Genomic DNA, 20985 nt, shown 5'->3' on the forward strand with positions numbered 1-20985 from the left:
GATTTATTTGCCGCGAATCGGAGTCCGGAAACGACCGGTCATTATTCGGAGGGCACGTATTCTACAACTTCCAGATCGAAACCGGATATCGCATTAAATTTCATCGGTGCGCTCATCAGACGCATTTTGCGTACACCGAGGTCGCGCAGGATCTGCGAACCGGCACCGACAATGCTGTAGGTGGTCGGTTTTTTCGGCGCGGCTTGCTCGCCGGTTTCGCGGATATGCGCCAGCAGCACGTCGCCATCGAGCGGGTGGCCGAGCAACAACACCACGCCGCTACCCGCCTCGGCGACCGCAGCCATGGCGGCGCGCAAGCTCCAGCGCCCCGGTTGCTTGACCATCAGCAGGTCGCGCAGCGGGTCCATGTTATGCACGCGAACCAGCGTCGGCTCTTCAGCGCAGACAGTGCCCAAGGTCAGCGCCATGTGCACGTCGCCTTCCACCGAATCACGATAGGTCACCAGGTTGAATTGGCCCAGTTCACTGTCCAGCGGCTGCTCCGCAATCCGCTGAACGGTACGTTCATGGATCATCCGGTAGTGAATCAAATCCGCGATGGTGCCGATCTTGATGTTGTGTTCGGCGGCAAAAGCTTCCAGTTCAGCGCGACGGGACATCGTGCCGTCGTCATTCATCACTTCGCAGATCACGCCGCTCGGCTCGAAACCGGCCATGCGTGCCAGGTCGCAAGCGGCTTCGGTGTGACCGGCGCGAGCGAGGGTGCCGCCGGCCTGGGCCATCAGCGGGAAGATGTGGCCCGGGCTGACGATGTCTTCAGCCTTGGCGTCTTTCGCGGCAGCCGCTTGCACGGTGCGCGCGCGGTCAGCGGCGGAAATGCCGGTGGTCACGCCTTCGGCCGCTTCGATCGATACGGTGAACTTGGTGCCGAAACCGGAACCGTTGCGCGGCGCCATCAGTGGCAGCTTCAACAGTTCGCAACGCTCGCGGCTCATGGGCATGCAGATCAGGCCACGGGCGTGCTTGGCCATGAAGTTGATGTGCTCGGCCTGGCAGCACTCGGCGGCCATGATCAGGTCGCCTTCATTCTCGCGGTCTTCGTCATCCATGAGGATGACCATCTTGCCTTGGCGGATGTCTTCAACCAGTTCTTCGATGCTATTGAGCGCCACAAGGCACCCCCCTTCTTTTAAATTCAACTTCAGGATTTGAGGTAGCCGTTCTGGGCCAGAAAGCTTTCGGTGATGGTGCTGCCGGCCGTCTTCTCTGCAGCCTTGTCACCCAACAGCAAACGCTCCAGATAGCGTGCCAGCAAATCGACTTCCAGATTCACCCGGCGACCTGGCTTGTACGAGGCCATGATGGTTTCGCTCAGGGTGTGCGGGATGATCGTCAGCATGAATTCGGCGCCGTCGACTTCGTTCACGGTCAGGCTGGTGCCGTCGACGGTGATCGAGCCTTTGTGGGCGATGTACTTGGCCAGTTCTTTCGGCGCGCGGATGCGAAATTCCACGGCGCGGGCGTTGTCGCTGCGCGAGACGATTTCGCCGACGCCGTCGACGTGGCCGCTGACCAGATGTCCACCGAGACGGGTGGTCGGGGTCAGGGCTTTCTCCAGATTGACCGGGCTGCCGCTTTTCAGGTCGTTCATGGCGGTACAGTCCAGCGTTTCGCGGCTGACGTCGGCAGCAAAGCCGTCGCCTGGCAGCTCGACGGCAGTCAGGCACACGCCGTTGACTGCAATGCTGTCGCCGAGTTTGACATCGCTCAGGTCCAGCTTGCCGGTTGCGACGTGAACCCGCACATCACCACCCTTTGGGGTCAGTGCGCGGATACTGCCGATGGATTCGATGATGCCGGTGAACATGGGGTTCTCCTTGAGAACTGAGCCAGCGTACTAACGATGGCCGGGAATTATACGCTCGCCGCTGGCACAGGAATGGCAGTGACTCGCCAGTCATCGCCGACGGCGCGAATTTCAGTGATTTTCAGCTCGGGAGCATCCTTCATATAGCTCAGCGGCCAGTCCAGTAACGGACGCGCCGTAGAACCGAGGAACTTGCCGGCGATGAAAATCACAAACTCGTCGACCAGACCGAGCTGAGCAAAAGCCCCCGCCAATCGCGGACCGGCTTCGACCAGCACCTCGTTGACGCCACGGTTGGCCAGTTCGACCAGCAACCGGTGCAGATCGACCTGCCCGTCACTGCCTGGCACGATCAGGCACTCCGGGCCATGGGCGTATTGTTCTTCGATCGCGACACAGGTTGCGACCAGCGCCGGCCCGGCCTTGAAGAACGGCGCGTCCAACGGCACTCGCAAACGCCCGTCGACCAGCACGCGCAGTGGCGGACGGCTCATGGCCAGAGCAGTTTGCCCGGCATCCAGGCCCAGCTCTTCGGCGCGAACAGTCAACCGCGCACCGTCGGCCAGCACCGTGTCGGCGCCGGTCAGCACCACCGCGGCCTGAGCACGTAGACGCTGGACCGCCGAACGCGCCGCCGGACCAGTGATCCATTGGCTCTCGCCGCTTTCCATCGCGGTGCGACCGTCGAGGCTCATGGCCAACTTGACTCGCACAAACGGCAAGCCGTGCTCCATCCGCTTGAGAAAACCCTGGTTGAGCTGGCGCGCTTCGCCTTCCAGCACACCGCTCGCGGTGGCTATGCCGGCATCAGCCAGGCGCTGCAAACCACGTCCTGCGACTTGCGGGTTCGGATCGCGCATCGCCGCCACGACGCGGGCAACGCCGGCATTCACCAGCGCATCCGCGCACGGCGGCGTGCGCCCGTGGTGGCTGCAGGGTTCGAGGGTGACGTACGCCGTGGCGCCGCGCGCCAGTTCACCGGCGGCGCGCAGGGCGTGGACTTCGGCATGCGGTTCACCAGCGCGCTCATGCCAGCCTTCGCCGACAATCTGTCCGTCACGTACCACTACACAACCGACCCGAGGATTGGGATGCGTGGTGTAGTGACCCTTGCGTGCCAGTTCCAGGGCGCGGGCCATGAAATGGGCGTCGAGTATCGCCTGCTCGGCGGCGGTCATTCTTTCACCGGTTCGCGGGCGAGGCGGTCGATCTCTTCGCGGAACTCGTTGAGGTCCTGGAAGCGCTTGTACACGGATGCGAAACGGATATAGGCGACTTCATCGAGCTTTTGCAGTTCGGCCATCACCAGTTCGCCGACCACGAGGGATTTGACCTCGCGCTCGCCGGTGGCGCGCAGCTTGTGCTTGATGTGAACCAGAGAGGATTCGAGGCGCTCTACGCTGACCGGACGTTTCTCCAACGCACGCTGCATGCCGGCGCGGAGTTTTTCTTCGTCGAACGGTTGGCGGCTGCCGTCGGTTTTGATCAGGCGCGGCAACACCAGTTCGGCCGTCTCGAACGTCGTGAAACGTTCGCCGCAGGCCAGGCATTCACGCCGGCGGCGCACCTGTTCGCCCTCGGCGACCAGACGCGAGTCGATGACCTTGGTGTCGTTGGCACCGCAGAAGGGACAGTGCATGGTGGCTGGCAACAAAAAAAGGGAGGGCCATGGTAGCGCATCCCGGTGGCAAGACAAGCCATAGGGTTTGCGGTATACAGAACAGCATGATCGTTTGATCCATGGATTTCATTTTGCCGGAGCTTCCAATGCCGTTACGTCCGCTCGTTCTGCTCAGTCTTTTCAGCCTGCTGGTGGCTTGTGGCAGCGACGCGCCCAAGCCGCAACCGCCGACGCCAGGCCCGGCGCCACAGCAGGCGCAGAAAAAAGCCAAAGAGGCTGCCGAGCTTGGCCCGCTGCCGGCGTACCAACGAGAACTGAGCGGCACCCTGCAAGGCGTGCCGGCCGGTGCCGAGGTCGAGCTGGCGCTGTTGGTGATCGATGACAAGGATCGTCCGCAACAGTTGCTCGCCAGTTCCAGCCTGATCGGCAACAACCAGATTCTGCCCTTCCGCCTGCGTTTCAACCCTGAAACCTTTCCGGTCGGTGCGCGAGTTGAATTGCGTGGTCGCGCCAGCCAGTCCGGCCAGTTGATTCTGCATCTGCCGTCGCAAACCATCACCCAGCCGACCACTCAGGCGCTGGGCCAGCTGCAATTTGTCAAAGCACCATGAATCCACCGCTCCACCTGCAACGGGCTTTGGCTGAATTGCTCGGCGACGCCAGACTGAAAATCTGCCCATTACCGGACACCGATTTACAGTTGTGGCTGATCGACGGCGACAACATGGCGCGCGAATTCAGTCAGGAAGAAATCCAGCGCATTCTGCACGAGCCGCCATACTGGGGTTTCTGCTGGGCCAGCGGTCTTGCGGTGGCGCGCTATCTGGAGCAGTTCCCCGAATGGGTGCGCGGCAAGCGCGTGCTGGATTTCGGCGCTGGCTCGGGAATTGCCGGCATCGCGGCGGTGAAGGCCGGGGCGCTGGAGGTGGTGGCTTGCGATCTCGATCCGCTGGCGATTGCCGCGTGCCGGGCGAATGCCGAGCTCAACGATGTGCAGATGAGCTACTCGACGGATTTCTTTGCCGAGGCTGATCGCTTTGATCTGATTCTGGTGGCGGACGTGCTGTATGACCGGGCGAATCTGCCGCTACTTGATGAGTTTCTCAGTCGAGGCCGCGAGGCGTTGGTGGCGGATTCGCGGGTGCGGGATTTTCGCCATCCGTTGTATGAACGGATCGAGATGCTGGAGGCGATGACACTTCCCGATCTGGCCGAGCCCGAAGAATTCAGACACGTCAGCCTCTATCACGCGCGACGTGATTGACGCCGCCAAAAGATTGCAGCCTTCGGCAGCTCCCACTCTCGATCGCGTACCCCTGTAGGAGCTGCCGAAGGCTGCGATCTTTTGCGCCACCCCTTATAGTGCGGTCATTGACGCTTAGAGAGACTCCCCATGACTCAGCAAACGCCTCACATCTTCGACGCCACCACTGCCGATTTCGACCAGTCGGTGATCGAGGCCTCTTTCAACAAACCGGTGCTGGTGGATTTCTGGGCCGAGTGGTGTGCGCCATGCAAGGCGTTAATGCCGATGCTGCAAGGCATCGCCGAGAGCTATCAGGGCGCGTTGCTGCTGGCCAAGGTCAATTGCGACATCGAGCAGGACATCGTCGCCCGTTTCGGCATTCGCAGCCTGCCGACCGTGGTGCTGTTCAAGGACGGTCAACCGGTCGACGGCTTTGCTGGCGCACAACCGGAATCCGCCGTGCGCGCATTGCTCGAACCGCATGTGCAGATGCCGCCACCGGCCGCTGCCGATCCGTTCGAGCAGGCGCAGGCGTTGTTCGATGACGGGCGCTTTGCCGATGCTGAAGCGGCTTTGGTGGCGATGCTCAATGAAGACAACACCAACGCCAAGGCGCTGATCCTTTACGCACGCTGCCTGACCGAACGCGGTGAGCTGGGCGAAGCGCAAGCCGTGCTCGACGCGGTCAAGAGTGACGAACACAAAGCCGCACTGGCCGGGGCCAAAGCGCAGATTCAGTTTCTCGGCATGGCGCGCGACCTGCCGGACGCCGCCGATCTGAAAAGCCGTCTGGCGCAAAACCCGCAGGACGACGAGGCGGTGTTCCAACTGGCGATCCAGCAATTGGCGCGTCAGCAATACGAAGCGGCACTGGATGCTTTGCTCAAACTGTTCATCCGCAATCGCAGCTATGGCGAGGGCTTGCCACACAAGACTTTGCTGCAGGTGTTTGAGCTGCTGGGCAATGATCATCCGTTGGTGACGGCGTATCGCCGCAAAATGTTTGCGGCGCTTTATTAAGATCAAAAGATCGCAGCCTGCGGCAGCTCCTACACGGGATCCTGTTCACCGCGCATTTTGCGGATGAACGCTGAACCTGTAGGAGCTGCCGCAGGCTGCGATCTTTAGCGGTTCACTCGATCCAGCTGTAAAGCGGCGTATCCCCGCCACTCACCACTTTCACATCCGCGCTATGACGCAAACGCACCAGCAAGCGCTTGCCCGCCACCGCATTACCCGTCAGCCCTTCAAGCTGATCGAGCAGGTCCGGCCCGCTAAGCTGCCCGGCCTTGCGCAACAGATCCTTCGCCACCTGCCACAAAGCATCGTCCTGGTTCAGCGATTTCGCCGCTGGCGCTGACGCTTGTGCTTCGGCTTGAGCGATCGGCGCCTGGGCATTCAGCGCAGCTCCGAGCTTCGTCCAGTCGCTGTCATCGAGTTCCACTGTCAAATCCACCGGCACCGCGCCGACCGTTCCGCGTATCCGCAACATCGAGTTCGCTCCTGCATATTTCTGAACTGCATGCTCCCACGGGACTTGTGTAACGCCAAGCGCACGGGCAAACTCTGCGGACTTTCGTTATAAGATTACATAACAAACTGTTCACTTTACTTTCCGGAGCCCACCATGCGTCGTCTGCTGCTCGCTTTGCCGTTTGCCCTGTTGCCGCTGGCCATCGCCCATGCCGCCGATGAGCATGACCACGATCACGACCATGAACACGGCAGCCTCGGTGCGCACGAACATGGTGTCGGCCGTCTGAACGCCGCGCTCGACGGTCAGACTCTGGAACTGGAGCTGGAAAGCCCGGCGATGAACCTGGTTGGTTTCGAACACGCGGCGACAACGGACGCCGACAAGGCCAAAGTCGCCGCAGTCCGTGCGCAGCTTGAGAAACCCCTGTCGCTGTTCAGTCTGCCGGCCGCTGCCGTTTGCAAAGTAACCCGCCAGGAACTGGAAAGCCCGCTGTTCGGCGACAAGCCCGACGCCGACGATCACGACGAAGACGAAGCAGACAAGGACGGGCACGAGCATCATCACGACCACAGCGAAATCCACGCGCATTACCAATTCAACTGTGCCACTCCGGGCGCGCTGAAAACGCTGGATCTGGCCAACATCTTCCAGACCTTCCCGGCGACGCAGAAAATTCAGGTACAACTGATTAGCGCGAATGGCCAGCAAGGCACTGAAGTGACGGCCAAAGCTGCAGCCCTGAAATTCTGATGACACCGAAAATCCCCTGTAGGAGCTGTCGAGTGAAACGAGGCTGCGATCTTTTGATTGTAAAAAAACAAGATCAAAAGATCGCAGCCTTCGGCAGCTCCTACAGGGTTACGTGTACACATTTGAAATTGGTGTCATGACCCAAGCACTCATCGAACTCTCCGACCTGGGCTTCAACTGGCCCGGTCACCCGACGCTGCTGGACATCCCGGCGTTTCGCCTCGAGCCCGGTGAGACCCTGTTCCTCAAAGGCCCCAGCGGCAGTGGCAAGACCACCCTGCTCGGCTTGCTCGGCGGTGTGCAGAAACCCGTTCGCGGCAGCATTCGCCTGCTCGGCCAGGAATTGACAGAACTCTCCGCCGGTGCCCGCGATACCTTCCGCGTCGATCACACCGGTTACATTTTTCAGCAGTTCAATTTGCTGCCGTTTCTCTCGGTGCGCGAGAACGTCGAATTGCCCTGCCACTTCTCCAGGCTGCGCGCGCAACGGGCGAAACAGCGTCATGGCAGTGTGGATCAAGCCGCCGCCACCCTGCTCGCTCACTTGGGGCTGAAGGATGAAAGCCTCCTCAGCCGCCGCGCCGATTCGCTATCGATCGGCCAACAGCAGCGCGTTGCTGCGGCCCGCGCCTTGATCGGCCAACCGGAACTGGTGATCGCCGATGAACCAACCTCGGCGCTGGATTACGATGCACGGGAAAACTTCATTCGCCTGCTGTTTGCCGAATGCCGCGAAGCCGGATCGAGTCTGCTGTTTGTCAGTCACGACCAAAGTCTGGCGCCGCTGTTCGACCGCCACTTGCCCCTGGCCGAACTCAATCGCGCCGCCAAATCTGCCGAGGTCTGAGATGTATCTGTTTCGTCTGGCCATGGCCAGCCTGGCCAACCGCCGCTTCACCGCGCTGCTCACCGCGTTTGCCATCGCCCTGTCGGTGTGCCTGTTGCTGGCCGTCGAGCGCGTGCGCACCGAAGCCAAAGCCAGTTTCGCCAGCACCATCAGCGGCACTGACCTGATCGTTGGCGCCCGCTCCGGTTCGGTGAATCTGCTGTTGTATTCGGTGTTCCGCATCGGCAACGCCACCAACAACATCCGCTGGGACAGCTTCGAGCACTTCGCCAGCAATCCGAAAGTGAAGTGGGCGATCCCGATGTCCCTCGGCGATTCCCATCGCGGTTATCGCGTGATGGGCACCACCGAAGCCTACTTCGAACACTACCAGTATGGCCGCCAGCAACATCTGGCGTTGGCCGATGGTCGCGCGTTTGCGACAGATCCATTTGAAGTGGTACTCGGCGCCGAAGTCGCCGAAGCGCTGCATTACAAGCTCGGTGACAAACTGGTGCTCGCCCACGGCGTCGCGGCGATCAGCCTGGTCAAGCACGATGACAAACCGTTTACCGTAGTCGGCATTCTGCAGCGCACCGGCACGCCGGTAGACCGCACGTTGCACATCAGCCTCGGCGGCATGGAGGCGATTCACATCGACTGGCACAACGGCGTGCCGGCGCGGGGCAACGGACGGATCAGCGCCGATCAAGCGCGCAACATGGACCTGACACCGCAAGCAATCACCGCGTTCATGCTCGGCCTCAACAGCAAGATTTCGACCTTTGCGCTGCAACGCGAGATCAATGAATTCCGTGGCGAGCCGATGCTGGCGATCCTGCCGGGGGTGGCGCTGCAGGAGCTGTGGAGCCTGATGAGCACGGCCGAGAAAGCCTTGTTCGTGGTCTCGCTGTTCGTCGTGCTGACCGGGTTGATCGGCATGCTCACGGCGATTCTCACCAGCCTTAACGAGCGCCGCCGAGAGATGGCGATTCTGCGATCAGTGGGCGCTCGGCCGTGGCACATCGCGAGCCTGCTGGTGCTCGAGGCGTTCGCACTGGCGCTGACCGGGGTGATCGCCGGGCTGGCGTTGCTGTACATCGGCATCGCGGCTGCGCAAGGTTATGTGCAGGCCAATTACGGCTTGTATCTGCCGCTGGCATGGCCAAGCGAGTATGAATGGACGCTGCTCGGTGGCATTCTGGCGGCCGCGCTGCTGATGGGCAGCGTGCCGGCCTGGCGGGCGTATCGCCAATCGTTGGCCGATGGCCTGTCGATCCGTTTATGAGGACGTTTACCATGCCCCGCGCCCTGCTTGCGCTGCTGATGCTGGTTGCCCTGCCCGTATGGGCCGCAGCGCCGAAAGACCTCACATGGTCGGAGATGATTCCGCCGGACGCTGCGCCGGAATTGCCGAACATGGCCCCGCTGCACGATCTGTCGAAGATGGGCGACGCGCTGTCCGCCGAATCCGCGCCGGCAGCGAAGCAGGATTTGCCGAATGCGCCGGTGGTGCAGAGTCTCGACGGGCAAAACATTCGTCTGCCGGGTTACATCGTGCCGCTGGAAGTCAGCGAAGAAGGCCGTACCACGGATTTCTTGCTGGTGCCTTATTTCGGCGCCTGCATTCACGTGCCGCCACCGCCATCGAACCAGATCGTGCATGTGAAAAGCGAGTTGGGCGTGAAGCTTGATGAGTTGTATCAGCCGTACTGGGTCGAGGGACCGTTGCAGGTCAAGGCATCGAGCAGCGAGCTGGCGGATGCCGGGTATCAGATGGAGGCGGACAAGATTTATGCGTATGAGCTGCCGGAGTAATCTCCGGTAGATTTCAAGATCAAAAGATCAAAAGATCAAAAGATCAAAAGATCAAAAGATCAAAAGATCAAAAGATCAAAAGATCAAAAGATCGCAGCCTTCGGCAGCTCCTACAGTTTGGACTGACCCCAAAATGTTGGACGGTCTACTGCCACATGCCCACGGACTGAGCCCTGTATTCCCAGGGCTCAGTCCACCAAGCTTTGATTTGATCCGGTCATGATTGTAGTAAGTGATGTACTCGTCCAGCCCTGCATTTAGCTCTTCTAGGTTTTCGAAGCGCTTGAGGTAAAAAAACTCGGACTTCAAGGTACCGAAAAAACTCTCCATTGCCGCATTGTCGAGACAGTTTCCCTTACGTGACATGCTCTGCTTTATGCCGCGTTGCTTCAGTGCATGTTGATAACGAGGTTGCTGATATTGCCAACCCTGGTCGGAGTGAAGCAGCAGATGACTCGCACCTCGCAGACATTCAAAGGCCTTTTCCAGCATTCCGGTCACCAAGGCGAAGCACGGGCGCTGGGCCGTTTCATAGGCGATAATTTCGCCGTTGTACAAGTCCATTACCGGCGACAGATAGAGCTTCCTTGATCCGACTTTGAACTCGGTGACGTCTGTTACCCACTTCTGATTAGGCCGTTGCGCGAAGAAATTACGCTCCAGAAGATTCGCCGCGATGGTTCCAACTTGCCCCTTGTAGGATCGATACTTTTTGGGACGCACCAAGGATTTAAGGCCCATGCGGTCCATTAGGCGCTGAATCATTTTTTCACTGACCGACTCTTTCTTTTGCAGCGCCAAAGCGATGCGGCGATAGCCAAATCGCCCTTCGTGCTGATCGTAGAGGTCTCGAATCTTCGTTTTCAGCGAGGCATATTTATCAGGTTTCTGAAGGGCGCTGACCTGGTAATAGAACGTGCTGCGGGCCAGGTTGGCTAACTTGAGCAGACCGTGCAGAGGAAACCTGGATCTTAACGCCATCACGGAGATGGTTTTTTCCCGGGGCGACTCATCTTCGAAACCTCCCTTACCTCTTTGAGCTTTTTTAGGTAAGCGTTCTCCATACGTAGGTATTCGAGTTCGGCCTTCAGTTGTTCTCGGCTCTTTAAATCGTCGTCCACGGGTTGGGAGTGATCAGGGACAGGCGTTTTTCTAGACATGACAACAGCCTTTTTTCTATTGGGTACGATCAGGGCAGGAAGACCGCCACTGTAGTACTGCCGTTCCCAAATGCCTACCTGCGAGGACTGCCCAAGCCCAAACCGTGCCGCGGCTTCCCGATGTGAGAGGCGCTCTTTTTGCATGCATTGGATGACTGAGCGTTTGAACGCCGCGCTGTAATGGCGACTATGAGATTGCAGGCCAGCGCTGCCTCGAGCCCGATAGGTGGCGACCCAGCGCCGAAGCAGGCTGCAGTCGATCAAATAGCGGTGAGCTATCTTGCGAAAGCCTTCATTGCCATTGAGGTAAGCCTCAATGGCCGTAATTTTGAACTGAAGCGAAAACTTGCCCATGGAAAACACCACCAAAAGTTAGGTTGGTGTCCAACTTTTTGGGTGCAGTCCAGTTGAAAATGCGATCCCATGTAGGAGCTGCCGAAGGCTCGGGCCGCGATCGGACGATCTTTTAGGGCCATCACTGTTTCATTGAGCTGAGTCAAAACACCGTATCAGACGGCTTCGTACCCTAGGGCATCGAATATTTTCATGTCTTACGGAGCCCCCATGAACAAGTCCTTGCTCAGCGCCTCGCTGTTTGCCCTCGCGCTCGCAGCCCCGCTCGCCCACGCCCATGAGGCCGGTGATATTCTCATCCGCGCCGGCGCGATCACCGTCAATCCCAAGGCCAACAGCTCCAGCGTCAAGGTCGATCAGGGGCCGTTGAGCGGCGCCAATCTGGGCGGCAAAGCGACCATGAGCAGCGACACGCAACTGGGGCTGAACTTCGCCTACATGCTCACCAACCACGTCGGGCTCGAATTGCTCGCAGCCACCCCGTTCGAGCATGACGTGAAGCTCAAAGGCACCGCCCTGCCGGCCGCCAACGGCAAGCTCGGCACGCTGAAACATTTGCCGCCCACCCTCAGCGTTGTCTACTACCCGCTCGATTCGAAGTCGGCGTTCCAACCGTATATCGGCGGCGGCATCAACTACACCTGGATCTACGACGAACACGTGGGCAGCGAAGCCCAGTCCAATGGCTTCAGCAATTTCAAGGCGAAAAATTCCTGGGGTCTGGCCTGGCAGGTGGGCGCCGACTACATGATTACCGACAACATCATGCTTAACGCCCAGGTGCGTTACATCGACATCGATACTCGCGCGACAGTGGAGAACAACGCCGTCGCACCTGGCACCCGCGCACGGGTAAATGTCGATGTCGATCCGTTCATCTACATGGTCGGTCTGGGCTATAAGTTCTAAGTCGTTTTTTTACTGAACGTTCACGTGGTGGTGAATGAGGCTTGGTGGCGGGCAGGCACAGACCTGACGACGACCGTACGCAGTTGATCGGGGGATAACGTTCCCTCGCCACAGGGATAGCGATATTCCGGCCGTGAAAAAGGCGCCTGTTGAAAGGCGCCTTTTTCATTTGGTGCTGAGTCATGTGGGGCGTTGGAGACCCGGGCCCCTCATCGGAACGCCGCCCGCCCAGCCCTCTCCCGGGGGAGAGGGAGCCGATTTGTGTGTTGTTCAAAACCTGAGTTCGACTGGGTATCGCAAGTCGGCGTACTTCTCACAAACACCTCAGTCAGTTCCCTCTCCCCCTGGGAGAGGGGCTTAGCGCCCGAGCAAGCGCGCCAACCCGACACTCATCGGCGTCTGCGGCGGCATTTCAAAGCGTTGCAACAAGCGTCGGTTGTCAGCCCGCGAATGGCGAATATCACCCGAACGCGCCGGCCCGTAGCTCACGGGCGGCAACTCACCGACCACCGATTTCAACGCTTCGAGCATCTGCTTCAGACTCATCGCCTGATTCCAGCCAACATTGACCGCGCCTACCTGCACGTCAGGCTTTTGCAGCGCCTGCACCAGCAAATCGACCAGATCACCGACATAGAGGAAATCACGAGTCTGCTCGCCATCGCCAAACACGGTGATCGGCAAACCTTTCGACGCGCGTTCGCTGAAGATGCTGATCACCCCGGAATACGGCGAGGACGGATCCTGGCGTGGGCCGAAGATGTTGAAGAAGCGAAAAATCGCCGGTTCCAGGCCATGCTGGCGACGGTAGAAATCGAAGTATTGCTCACCGGCCAGTTTGTCCGAGGCATAGGGTGTCAGCGGGGCTTTTGGCGTGTCTTCATCAATCGACTCGCCCTCGCCATTGTTGCCGTACACCGCCGCGCTGGAGGCATACACCACGCGCTTGACCCCGGCCAAACGCATGGCCTCGCAGACATTCAGGGTGCCGATGAAATTGCTCTGATGGGTCTTCACCGGATCATCCACCGACGCTTGCACCGAGGCAACCGCGGCCAGGTGCGCCACTGCGCTGCAACCTTGCATCGCCTGTGCGACGAGCGCGGCATCGGCAACATCGCCGACCATCAACTCAACCCGAGGATTGTCCAGCGGCAGATTGCTGCGTTTGCCGGTCGACAGGTCATCGAGGATCCTCACCGAATGCCCCTTGGCAAGCAAGGCGTCGGTCAGATGCGAGCCAATGAAGCCGGCACCGCCGGTGATTAAAACAGGGCCATTAGCCATGACGATAGAACCTATCCAGTAAAGCCGGGAGCGCGGCACGCCAGGCACGCGGCTTGATCCCGAAGGTGTGCAGAATTTTCTTGCAGGCCAGCACCGCATGCTGCGGCTCTTCGGCGGCGTCGGGTCGTGCGGCGTGGGCCTGCGCGGTCGGCGCTTCGATGGCGAGCGCGTGCAGGCTGCGGGCCTCGGTCAGAATCGCCTGGCCCAGCGCCAGCGGCGTGGTCGCTTCATGGCCGGCGTAGTGATAAGTGCCCCACAGCGGCGCGGCGCAATCGAGTTGCTTGAGTACCGAGATGATCACCCGTGCCGCGTCGTCGACCGGCGTCGGATTGCCACGGCGGTCGTCGGCCAGGAGTAACTCTTCCGGTTGTTCGGCGCGGGCGAGGAAGCGTCCGAGGGTGCCATCGGCACTGTCGTCGAGGAGCCAGCCGAACCGCAGCAACACATGCTGCGGGCAGGTCGCGCGGACGCTTTGTTCGATCCGCCACAACGCCTGACCGCGCAGGCCCAACGGCACCGGCTCGTCTTTTTCGCTGTAGGCGGTGGCGCGTGAGCCGTCGAATACTCGGTAACTGGAAGGCTGCACCAAAACGATGTTGTGGTGCTGGCACAGTTCGGCGAGACGTTCGATCGCGCGTTCCTGCCCGGCCATACGACTTTCACTGACGGCTTCGGCCTGGAACCAGTCGAAATAGTAGGCGAGGTTGATCAACGCGTCGGGGCGGGTGTCGTCGAGCAATTGCGTCAGGCTCGCGGCATCCCAGCCATTTTCGGGCGGGCGGGGGGCGAGGAAACCGATGTCTTCCTCTGCACCGAGGCGAATCAGCGCCTGCCCAAGGGCATTTCCGCCGCCCAGTAACATAAGGCGCATTCGCATAGAGTCAGCAGGCCCAGTCTGATTGGAACGATGGCTTGAGCGACAGGATATGTGGACCCGTCGCCGATCATTGCCGGAATCGTTGCATTTTGCGGGTTTAGTGCGCAACCGTCATCCGTAAAGTGTACATCCCAAGGATTTGTGCTGTGGCATCTGGCCCCATCGCTGGCAAGCCAGCTCCCACAGGGTTCAGTGCTGACCACAAATTCTGTGAACCACCGCAGTCCTTGTGGGAGCTGGCTCGCCAGCGATGAGGCCGAGTCAGACAGCCGAGATCCTGAGCGGTACTTGCATCTTCCCCCCTGCGCCCGCATAACTTAAGCCATGAATCTGCCCCTCCCCGCCAACAGCGCCCTGGCAGGCTTTCACCCCGCCGTCAGCGCCTGGTTCAGCCAGACCTTCCCGGCAGTCACTGCCGCGCAGGCCCGTGCCTGGCCGCTGATTCGCCAGCGCCGCTCGACCTTGATCGCCGCGCCCACCGGCTCCGGCAAAACCCTCACCGCGTTCCTCGCCGTGCTCGACGATCTCGTCCACAGAGGCCTGGAACACCCCGACGGCCTGCCCGCCGAAACGCTGGTGGTCTACGTCTCGCCGCTGAAAGCGCTGTCCAACGACATCCAGATCAACCTGCAGAATCCGCTGGCCGGGATCACCGCACAATTGCGCGATATGGGCTTGCCGGAGCTGACGATCACCACCGCCGTGCGCACCGGTGACACGCCGCAGAAAGAACGTGCGGCCATGCGCAAGACCGCGCCACACATTCTGGTGACCACGCCGGAATCGCTGTACGTGCTGCTCGGCTCTGAATCCGGGCGCAAGATGCTCAGCACCACGCGCACGGTAATCATCGACGAAATCCATTCCATCGCCGCCGGCAAACGCGGCAGTCATCTGGCCCTGAGCCTCGAGCGGCTGCAAGCGTTGTGCGCCGAACCACTGACCCGCATCGGGCTGTCCGCCACGCAAAAACCGGTCGAGGCCGTGGCGCAATTTCTGGTCGGTCATGAGCGCTGCTGCGACATTGTCGACATCGGTCACGCCCGGCCACGGGATCTGGGCATTGAGGTGCCGCGCGTGCCGTTGTCGGCGGTCATGGCCAACGATGTCTGGCAGCTGGTTTACGATCGCCTCGCCGAGCTCGCTCGCGAGCACCGCACCACGCTGATTTTCGTCAATACCCGACGCCTGGCCGAACGCTTGAGTCGGCACCTGAGCGAACGCCTCGGCAAACACGCTGTGGCGGCGCACCACGGCAGCCTCGCCAAAGAATTTCGCCTGGATGCCGAACAACGGCTCAAGCGCGGCGAGTTGCAGGTGTTGATCGCTACCGCATCGCTGGAACTGGGCATCGATATCGGCGAAGTCGACCTGGTCTGCCAGATCAGTTCGCCGCGCTCGATTGCCGCATTTCTGCAGCGGGTCGGGCGATCCGGCCACCAGGTCGGCGGTACGCCCAAGGGCCGGTTGTTCGCCACCACCCGCGACGATCTGATCGAGTGCACCGCGCTGCTCGACTGCGTGCGCCGTGGCGAACTCGACACTTTGCACATTCCCCAAGCACCGCTGGATGTGCTGGCGCAGCAGATCATCGCCGAGGTCAGTTGCCAGGAATGGCCGGAGGACGCTTTGCTGACGATGTTCCGCAAAGCCTCGCCCTATCGCGACCTCGACGAAAAACACTATCAAGCCCTGCTGGCGATGCTCGCCGAAGGCTACAACGGTCGCCAGGGCATCCGTAGCGCCTACCTGCACCGCGACGCCGTCAGCCGCACTCTGCGCGGCCGACGGGGTTCGCAACTGACCGCGGTGACCAGCGGCGGCACCATCCCCGACAATGCCGATTACAGCGTGCTGCTGGAGCCGCAAGGCCTGAACATCGGCAGCGTCAACGAAGACTTCGCGGTGGAAAGCATTGCCGGTGACGTGTTCCAGCTCGGCAATACCTCGTACCGCATTCTGCGGGTCGAGAGCGGCAAAGTGCGTGTCGAAGATGCGCACGGCCAGCCACCGACCATCCCGTTCTGGCTCGGCGAGGCGCCGGGACGTAGCGATGAGTTGTCGTTCGCCGTGGCGCGTCTGCAAGCGCAACTGGATGAGTTGCTCAGCGCCAGCCCCGGCGATCTGCAACCGGCGCTCGACTGGCTGACGCAGACCCTCGGCCTCAACCGCGCCAGCGCCGAGCAACTGGTCGAATACCTCGCCCGCGCGCGGCAAACCCTCGGCGCGCTGCCCTCGCAAGACACGCTGCTGATGGAGCGCTTTTTCGACGAGTCCGGCGGCACGCAACTGATCATCCACACGCCGTTCGGCAGCCGCATCAACCGCGCTTGGGGCCTGGCCTTGCGCAAGCGGTTTTGCCGCACTTTCAACTTCGAATTGCAGGCCGCCGCCAGCGAAGATGCGATCGTGCTCTCGCTGTCGACCAGCCACAGCTTTGAACTCGATGAAATCTGGCGCTACCTGCACAGCAACAGCGCCGAACACACGCTGATTCAAGCGGTGCTCGACGCGCCGCTGTTCGGCGTACGCTGGCGCTGGAATGCCGGTGTTGCGCTGGCGTTGCCGCGTTTTGCCGGCGGGCGCAAAGTGGCGCCGCAGTTGCAGCGCATGAAAAGCGAAGACTTGATCGCCAGTGTCTTTCCCGATCAGATCGCCTGCCTGGAAAACCTCGCCGGTGAGCGCGAGATCCCTGAGCATCCGCTGATCGAGCAAACCCTTGACGATTGCCTGCACGAAGCGATGGACAGCGAAGGCTGGCTCAATCTGCTGCGGCGCATGGAACGTGGCGAGGTACGTTTGATCAGCCGCGACTTGCCGGCCCCTTCGCCGCTCGCCGCAGAAATCCTCAGCGCCCGGCCTTACACCTTTCTCGACGACGCGCCGCTGGAAGAACGCCGCACTCAAGCGGTACTCAACCGACGCTGGAGCGATCCGCAGTCGACGGACGATCTCGGTGCACTGGACGCGGACGCGATTGCCGCCGTACGCGAAGAGGCCTGGCCACGGCCGAACGCTGCGGATGAAATGCATGAGGCGCTGATGAGTCTGGGGTGCATCAGCGAGGCCGAGGTCCAAGCAAACGAAGGCTGGGCAGAATGGCTGCAGACGCTCGTCAGCAGCGGTCGCGCGTGTCGTTTGCAGATTACTCGCGGTCACGCCGTGTGGCTGGCCCGCGAACGTCTGACGTGCCTGCAAGCGCTTTATCCACAGGGCGAATTGCAGCCCGAGGTGGAGGCATTGCCAGGATTTGATGAAGCGTGGACGTTCGATGAGGCGCTGATCGAAGTGTTGCGTGCGCGGCTCGGTGCGTTCGGCCCGCTGCCGTTAGCGGCCATCGCCGAGCCGCTGGCGTTGCCGACCACCCAGGTCAATCAAGCCCTCGCCCGACTGGAGGGCGAAGGCTATGTGCTGCGCGGCCAGTTCACGCCGCAACTCAACATCGAGGAATGGTGCGAACGGCATTTGCTCGCGCGCATTCACCGCTACACGGTCAAGCGTCTGCGGCGAGAAATCGAACCGGTGGCGCTGCAGGACTTCATGCGTTTCCTGTTCGACTGGCAACACCTGACACCCGCCACGCAGGGACGGGGCAGCGCGGTGCTGCCGGCGATTGTCGGCCAGTTCGAAGGCTACGCCGCCGCAGCCTCGGCGTGGGACAGCGACATTCTGCCGGCGCGCCTCAAGGATTATTCACCGAGCTGGCTGGACGACCTGTGCCGCAACGGCAAACTGGTATGGACGCGCCTCAGCGCCCGGCAAAAAGTCAGCGGCACGGCGCTGCGCAGCACGCCGATCGTGTTGCTGCCGCGCGGTCAGGTCGGGCTGTGGAGCGCTTTGGCCGAACAGACACCCGTGAGCGAACTGTCGCCGAAAACCCAAAAAGTCTTTGAAGCCTTGAGTCAGCATGGCGCGCTGTTTTTCGATGAGCTGATTCATGAGGCGCGTCTGCTGCGCAGCGAATTGGAAATCGCCTTGCAGGAACTGGTCGGCGCCGGCCTGGTGAACGCCGACAGCTTTGCCGGCCTGCGCGCGCTGATCACGCCGGCGAGCAAGCGCACGCAGCGCAGCAGTCGGCGCGGGCGCGGCGCTTTTATCGGCGGCATGGACGATGCCGGGCGTTGGGCGTTGCTGCGCCGGGGTTCGTCAGTGGCGACGGCCGAGACACTGGAGCACGTCGCCATGACTCTGCTGCGCCGCTATGGCGTGGTGTTCTGGCGTTTGCTTGAGCGCGAGGCGGACTGGCTACCAAGTTGGCGCGAACTGCTGCGCACGTTTCATCGGCTGGAGGCACGCGGCGAGATTCGCGGCGGGCGTTTCGTGAGCGGTTTGGCAGGGGAACAATTTGCCTTGCCTGAAGCGATTCCATTATTGCGCGAAGTGCGACGGCGGCCGACCGACGGCAGCCTGGTGGCGGTGTGCGGGGTGGATCCGTTGAATCTGGCCGGCACTTTATTGCCGGGTGCGAAGGTCCCGGCGCTGGTGAGTAATCGGCTGGTGTACCGCGATGGGATTCCGGCGGCGGCGCTGATTGCCGGCAAGCAGCACATATGGATGGAGCTGGATCAGGTGGACCTGGAGCAGATAAGCCGGAAATTGATCCGCCATTAATGTCGGTCGATCTGGCGTCTTCGCGAGCAGGCTCGCTCCCACAGGGATAACGCGGTCGAAATGTGGGAGCGAGCCTGCTCGCGAAGACGCCGGCCCTCTCAGCACAAATCAACTTTAGGTCCGAGATTCCTGCGGCAACACAACCGGCGAATGCTCCGGCTCCACCTGCCCCTCTTGCTGACGCTTCGGCAACAACACCTGCTGTGGATAAGTCTGCGCAAAATGCACATTCGCGGTGTTATCCACAAGCTTTTTCAAGCGCTGGTTGAACGCCCGGCTCACGGCATACTGCCCGCCCGATACCGTACGGAATTGCGCCGTCAGCACCACGCCGTTCAAATCCATCTTGTCCACGCCAAACACATCCAGTGGTCCCTGCAGGTTGTATTTGAGGAATGGGTCTTCGCGGATCGAGTCGCCGGCTTCGCGGATCAATTCAATGGCCTTGTCGACATCAGTGTCATAGGTGAACTGCACCGAGAAAAACGCAAAGGCGAACTGCCGCGATTGGTTGGTCACTGCCTTGATCTGGCCGAACGGCACCGAGTGCACAAAGCCCTTGCCGTCACGCAGACGCAAGGTGCGGATTGTCAGGCCTTCGACCGTGCCGGCATGGCCGGAGTCGAGCACCACCCAGTCCCCGATCGACAGCGTGTCTTCGATGATGATGAACAACCCGGTAATCACGTCCTGAACCAGTTGCTGGGAACCGAAACCGATGGCCAGACCGACCACCCCGGCACCAGCCAGCAGCGGTGCGACGTTGATACCGAGGTTGGCCATGGTGGTGATCGCGCAAATCACCACAAGGATGATTTTGATCGCGTTGCGCAGCAGCGGCAGAATGGTTTTCACCCGTGTGCTGGGCTGGCGCGCGGCGCGCTTGGTGAGCGGCGGTTTCAGCGCTTCCTGGATCGCCGTGTCGAGCACTACCCACAGCAGCCACGTCACGAGGAAGATCAGGCCGATGCTGCTCAAGGCATTGCTGATCGCGCGGCCGACAGTGCTGCTCTGGGCGAAATCAAGCAACGAAACGCCCCAGATCCGCCCGAGAATATCAATGAACACAATCGCGATGACGATGCGCAGCAACGCATGCAGCAGGCTGAGAAAGCGCTCTTTGTAGGCACTGCTGCGCTGGATCGCTTCCGCCTTGCGTGACTTGAACAAATGCTGCAACACGGTGCTGAGAAACACCGTGGCGATCAGCAGCACCGTGGTGAACAGCGCGCAGCGCAGGGCTTTCTGGTTGTCTTCGCCGATGCCGATCAGACTGACCGCCGACACCAGCACCATCAGCACGATTGGCCAATACCACAACCCGGAAAAAATCCGCAGCGACTCCTGCAACGACGGCTGTTTCAAACGCTGAACCAGCGGCCGGTTGCGAATCAGATGCGCCACTGGCCGACGCAAACGAATCACCAGCAAACCGAAAATCACCGAGGCGATCAGACCGGTGAACACCGCCACGCTACTGGTGATATTGCCGCCCAACTGCCGAGCGATCTGCGGGCTGGTCAAGGCATCACTGAGGGCAGCGAGAAAGCCAATGAGGAACAACGGCCGCGGGCAGTATTCACGAATGATCCGCGCGGCCGTGCGCTTGTGGCCGACGTTGAACATCACCACCACGCACAACAACATCGAGGTGGAAAATATGCCGCTGCTGGTGGCATAGGCCAGACACAACGCCAGCGCCCGACCGACCGAGCCTTGCAGAAAATGGCTGACGTATAGCGTCAGCGGCAGACAGATCAACGCCGGAACGGTGTACGGCAGCACGTAGCCGAGCAGATCCTGGCTGCGCTGTCGGGTGCGCAGCCAGCGGCCCTTGCGCAGACGCTTGGCCAGCAGGCTGCCGAGCACCGTCAGTACCGCGAAGCTGCCAAGCCATACGCCTGACAGCGTGAGGAAATCCCCAGCCACGCTCCAGCCCGAGCGGTTCGACGGCTGCTTGACCAGACGGTCGACCTCATCGGCAGCGCGATCGGCCCGCAAGCGCCAGGCATCGACCAAATGTTCATTGAGATCGAGTTTGTCCTGTACGTCGTCGATACTCGAACTGATCGCCCCAAGCAGGCCGCCCTGCACGATCGGTTCCGGTTCGGCGGGTTTTTCCTCGGTGGCTGGAACACCCGGCAGCGCAGCGGCCTGCACTGAATTGACGCCGAAGCACAGCAGCGCTCCCAGCAGAATGGCGATCCTGAACTTGCGCAAA

General features: G+C 61.0%; 17 protein-coding genes and 1 pseudogene. 9 read left to right on the forward strand and 9 right to left on the reverse strand.

Annotation, left to right across the window (positions count from 1 at the left end; translation table 11 throughout):
• Positions 1 to 41: 41 nt before the first annotated feature.
• Genes ribBA through nrdR form a run of 4 tightly spaced genes read right to left on the reverse strand, consistent with a single transcriptional unit; the run spans position 42 to position 3467 of the window.
• The gene (ribBA, locus tag EL257_RS23925; protein WP_039761895.1) at positions 42 to 1133 is read right to left on the reverse strand and encodes a bifunctional 3,4-dihydroxy-2-butanone-4-phosphate synthase/GTP cyclohydrolase II; all 1092 of its coding nucleotides are present in this window, start codon (positions 1131 to 1133) and stop codon (positions 42 to 44) included.
• A 29-nt stretch (positions 1134 to 1162) separates the two neighbouring features.
• Entirely contained in the window at positions 1163 to 1828 is a 666-nt protein-coding gene (locus tag EL257_RS23930) for a riboflavin synthase (protein WP_126366786.1), read from the reverse strand.
• A gap of 47 nt (positions 1829 to 1875) precedes the next feature.
• Positions 1876 to 3006 carry a bifunctional diaminohydroxyphosphoribosylaminopyrimidine deaminase/5-amino-6-(5-phosphoribosylamino)uracil reductase RibD gene (gene ribD, locus EL257_RS23935; protein WP_126366788.1) on the reverse strand — a complete coding sequence of 377 codons (1131 nt, stop codon included), beginning with the start codon at positions 3004 to 3006 and terminating at the stop codon, positions 1876 to 1878.
• The gene (nrdR, locus tag EL257_RS23940) at positions 3003 to 3467 is read right to left on the reverse strand and encodes a transcriptional regulator NrdR (protein ID WP_007910946.1); all 465 of its coding nucleotides are present in this window, start codon (positions 3465 to 3467) and stop codon (positions 3003 to 3005) included. The genes ribD and nrdR overlap by 4 nt, the downstream gene beginning before the upstream one ends.
• A gap of 128 nt (positions 3468 to 3595) precedes the next feature.
• Here nrdR and EL257_RS23945 point away from each other — a divergent pair, with 128 nt between their 5' ends.
• The 3 genes from EL257_RS23945 to trxA all read left to right on the forward strand — a co-directional run bounded on the left by EL257_RS23945 (position 3596) and on the right by trxA (position 5715).
• The gene (locus EL257_RS23945) at positions 3596 to 4060 is read left to right on the forward strand and encodes a YbaY family lipoprotein (RefSeq protein ID WP_126366790.1); all 465 of its coding nucleotides are present in this window, start codon (positions 3596 to 3598) and stop codon (positions 4058 to 4060) included.
• Positions 4057 to 4713, forward strand: coding sequence for a class I SAM-dependent methyltransferase (locus EL257_RS23950; RefSeq protein WP_126366792.1), 657 nt, complete (start codon positions 4057 to 4059; stop codon positions 4711 to 4713). Before EL257_RS23945 ends, EL257_RS23950 begins: the two co-directional genes overlap by 4 nt.
• 129 nt (positions 4714 to 4842) lie before the next feature.
• On the forward strand, positions 4843 to 5715 hold the full coding sequence (gene trxA / locus EL257_RS23955) for a thioredoxin (RefSeq protein WP_126366794.1): 873 nt from the start codon (positions 4843 to 4845) through the stop codon (positions 5713 to 5715).
• Between the two features lie 112 nt (positions 5716 to 5827).
• On the opposite strand, the gene EL257_RS23960 is transcribed toward trxA, so the two are convergent.
• Positions 5828 to 6187: a hypothetical protein gene (locus EL257_RS23960; protein ID WP_126366796.1), complete on the reverse strand. Its 360-nt coding sequence runs from the start codon at positions 6185 to 6187 to the stop codon at positions 5828 to 5830.
• A gap of 135 nt (positions 6188 to 6322) precedes the next feature.
• Between EL257_RS23960 and EL257_RS23965 the strand changes: the two genes are divergently transcribed.
• From EL257_RS23965 to EL257_RS23980, 4 genes are all read left to right on the forward strand, one after another.
• Complete coding sequence (locus EL257_RS23965) at positions 6323 to 6922, forward strand: DUF2796 domain-containing protein (RefSeq protein WP_126366798.1); 600 nt, start codon at positions 6323 to 6325, stop codon at positions 6920 to 6922.
• A 136-nt stretch (positions 6923 to 7058) separates the two neighbouring features.
• Positions 7059 to 7769 (forward strand): ABC transporter ATP-binding protein, encoded by a 711-nt coding sequence (locus EL257_RS23970; RefSeq protein WP_126366800.1) that lies wholly within the window; start codon positions 7059 to 7061, stop codon positions 7767 to 7769.
• A 1-nt stretch (position 7770) separates the two neighbouring features.
• Positions 7771 to 9036 (forward strand): ABC transporter permease, encoded by a 1266-nt coding sequence (locus EL257_RS23975; RefSeq protein WP_126366802.1) that lies wholly within the window; start codon positions 7771 to 7773, stop codon positions 9034 to 9036.
• 11 nt (positions 9037 to 9047) lie between these two features.
• The gene (locus tag EL257_RS23980; RefSeq protein ID WP_126366804.1) at positions 9048 to 9566 is read left to right on the forward strand and encodes a DUF3299 domain-containing protein; all 519 of its coding nucleotides are present in this window, start codon (positions 9048 to 9050) and stop codon (positions 9564 to 9566) included.
• A gap of 145 nt (positions 9567 to 9711) precedes the next feature.
• Here EL257_RS23980 and EL257_RS23985 read toward each other — a convergent pair.
• Positions 9712 to 11080: pseudogene (locus tag EL257_RS23985) on the reverse strand (IS3 family transposase).
• A 210-nt stretch (positions 11081 to 11290) separates the two neighbouring features.
• Between EL257_RS23985 and EL257_RS23990 the strand changes: the two are divergent.
• A complete protein-coding gene (locus EL257_RS23990; RefSeq protein ID WP_126366806.1) occupies positions 11291 to 11989 on the forward strand; it encodes an OmpW/AlkL family protein in 699 nt (232 codons plus the stop codon).
• A 357-nt stretch (positions 11990 to 12346) separates the two neighbouring features.
• Here the strand turns inward: EL257_RS23990 and EL257_RS23995 are convergent, their stop codons facing one another.
• Both EL257_RS23995 and EL257_RS24000 read right to left on the reverse strand, forming a co-directional pair.
• The gene (locus EL257_RS23995; RefSeq protein WP_126366808.1) at positions 12347 to 13276 is read right to left on the reverse strand and encodes an NAD-dependent epimerase/dehydratase family protein; all 930 of its coding nucleotides are present in this window, start codon (positions 13274 to 13276) and stop codon (positions 12347 to 12349) included.
• A complete protein-coding gene (locus EL257_RS24000) occupies positions 13269 to 14153 on the reverse strand; it encodes a sugar nucleotide-binding protein (protein ID WP_126366810.1) in 885 nt (294 codons plus the stop codon). The genes EL257_RS23995 and EL257_RS24000 overlap by 8 nt, the downstream gene beginning before the upstream one ends.
• 324 nt (positions 14154 to 14477) lie before the next feature.
• Between EL257_RS24000 and EL257_RS24005 the strand changes: the two genes are divergently transcribed.
• Positions 14478 to 18764, forward strand: a complete 4287-nt coding sequence (locus EL257_RS24005; protein WP_126366812.1) for a DEAD/DEAH box helicase — start codon at positions 14478 to 14480, stop codon at positions 18762 to 18764.
• A 114-nt stretch (positions 18765 to 18878) separates the two neighbouring features.
• Here the strand turns inward: EL257_RS24005 and EL257_RS24010 are convergent, their stop codons facing one another.
• Positions 18879 to 20984, reverse strand: coding sequence for a mechanosensitive ion channel family protein (locus tag EL257_RS24010; RefSeq protein WP_126366814.1), 2106 nt, complete (start codon positions 20982 to 20984; stop codon positions 18879 to 18881).
• Position 20985 lies beyond the last annotated feature (1 nt).

This window comes from Pseudomonas fluorescens (genome assembly GCF_900636825.1).
Taxonomy (GTDB): Bacteria; Pseudomonadota; Gammaproteobacteria; order Pseudomonadales; family Pseudomonadaceae; genus Aquipseudomonas; species Aquipseudomonas fluorescens_BG.

Bases quoted from the DNA above. Each gene is read 5' to 3' on its own strand.
- EL257_RS23995 (WP_126366808.1), bottom strand. From the start codon at position 13,276: ATGGCTAATGGCCCTGTTTTAATCACCGGCGGTGCCGGCTTCATTGGC.
- EL257_RS23980 (WP_126366804.1), top strand. From the start codon at position 9,048: ATGCCCCGCGCCCTGCTTGCGCTGCTGATGCTGGTTGCCCTGCCCGTA.
- EL257_RS23960 (WP_126366796.1), bottom strand. From the start codon at position 6,187: ATGTTGCGGATACGCGGAACGGTCGGCGCGGTGCCGGTGGATTTGACA.
- EL257_RS23970 (WP_126366800.1), top strand. From the start codon at position 7,059: ATGACCCAAGCACTCATCGAACTCTCCGACCTGGGCTTCAACTGGCCC.
- EL257_RS23975 (WP_126366802.1), top strand. From the start codon at position 7,771: ATGTATCTGTTTCGTCTGGCCATGGCCAGCCTGGCCAACCGCCGCTTC.
- EL257_RS24005 (WP_126366812.1), top strand. From the start codon at position 14,478: ATGAATCTGCCCCTCCCCGCCAACAGCGCCCTGGCAGGCTTTCACCCC.
- EL257_RS23950 (WP_126366792.1), top strand. From the start codon at position 4,057: ATGAATCCACCGCTCCACCTGCAACGGGCTTTGGCTGAATTGCTCGGC.
- EL257_RS23965 (WP_126366798.1), top strand. From the start codon at position 6,323: ATGCGTCGTCTGCTGCTCGCTTTGCCGTTTGCCCTGTTGCCGCTGGCC.
- trxA (WP_126366794.1), top strand. From the start codon at position 4,843: ATGACTCAGCAAACGCCTCACATCTTCGACGCCACCACTGCCGATTTC.
- EL257_RS23990 (WP_126366806.1), top strand. From the start codon at position 11,291: ATGAACAAGTCCTTGCTCAGCGCCTCGCTGTTTGCCCTCGCGCTCGCA.
- EL257_RS23930 (WP_126366786.1), bottom strand. From the start codon at position 1,828: ATGTTCACCGGCATCATCGAATCCATCGGCAGTATCCGCGCACTGACC.
- ribD (WP_126366788.1), bottom strand. From the start codon at position 3,006: ATGACCGCCGCCGAGCAGGCGATACTCGACGCCCATTTCATGGCCCGC.
- nrdR (WP_007910946.1), bottom strand. From the start codon at position 3,467: ATGCACTGTCCCTTCTGCGGTGCCAACGACACCAAGGTCATCGACTCG.
- EL257_RS24000 (WP_126366810.1), bottom strand. From the start codon at position 14,153: ATGCGAATGCGCCTTATGTTACTGGGCGGCGGAAATGCCCTTGGGCAG.
- EL257_RS23945 (WP_126366790.1), top strand. From the start codon at position 3,596: ATGCCGTTACGTCCGCTCGTTCTGCTCAGTCTTTTCAGCCTGCTGGTG.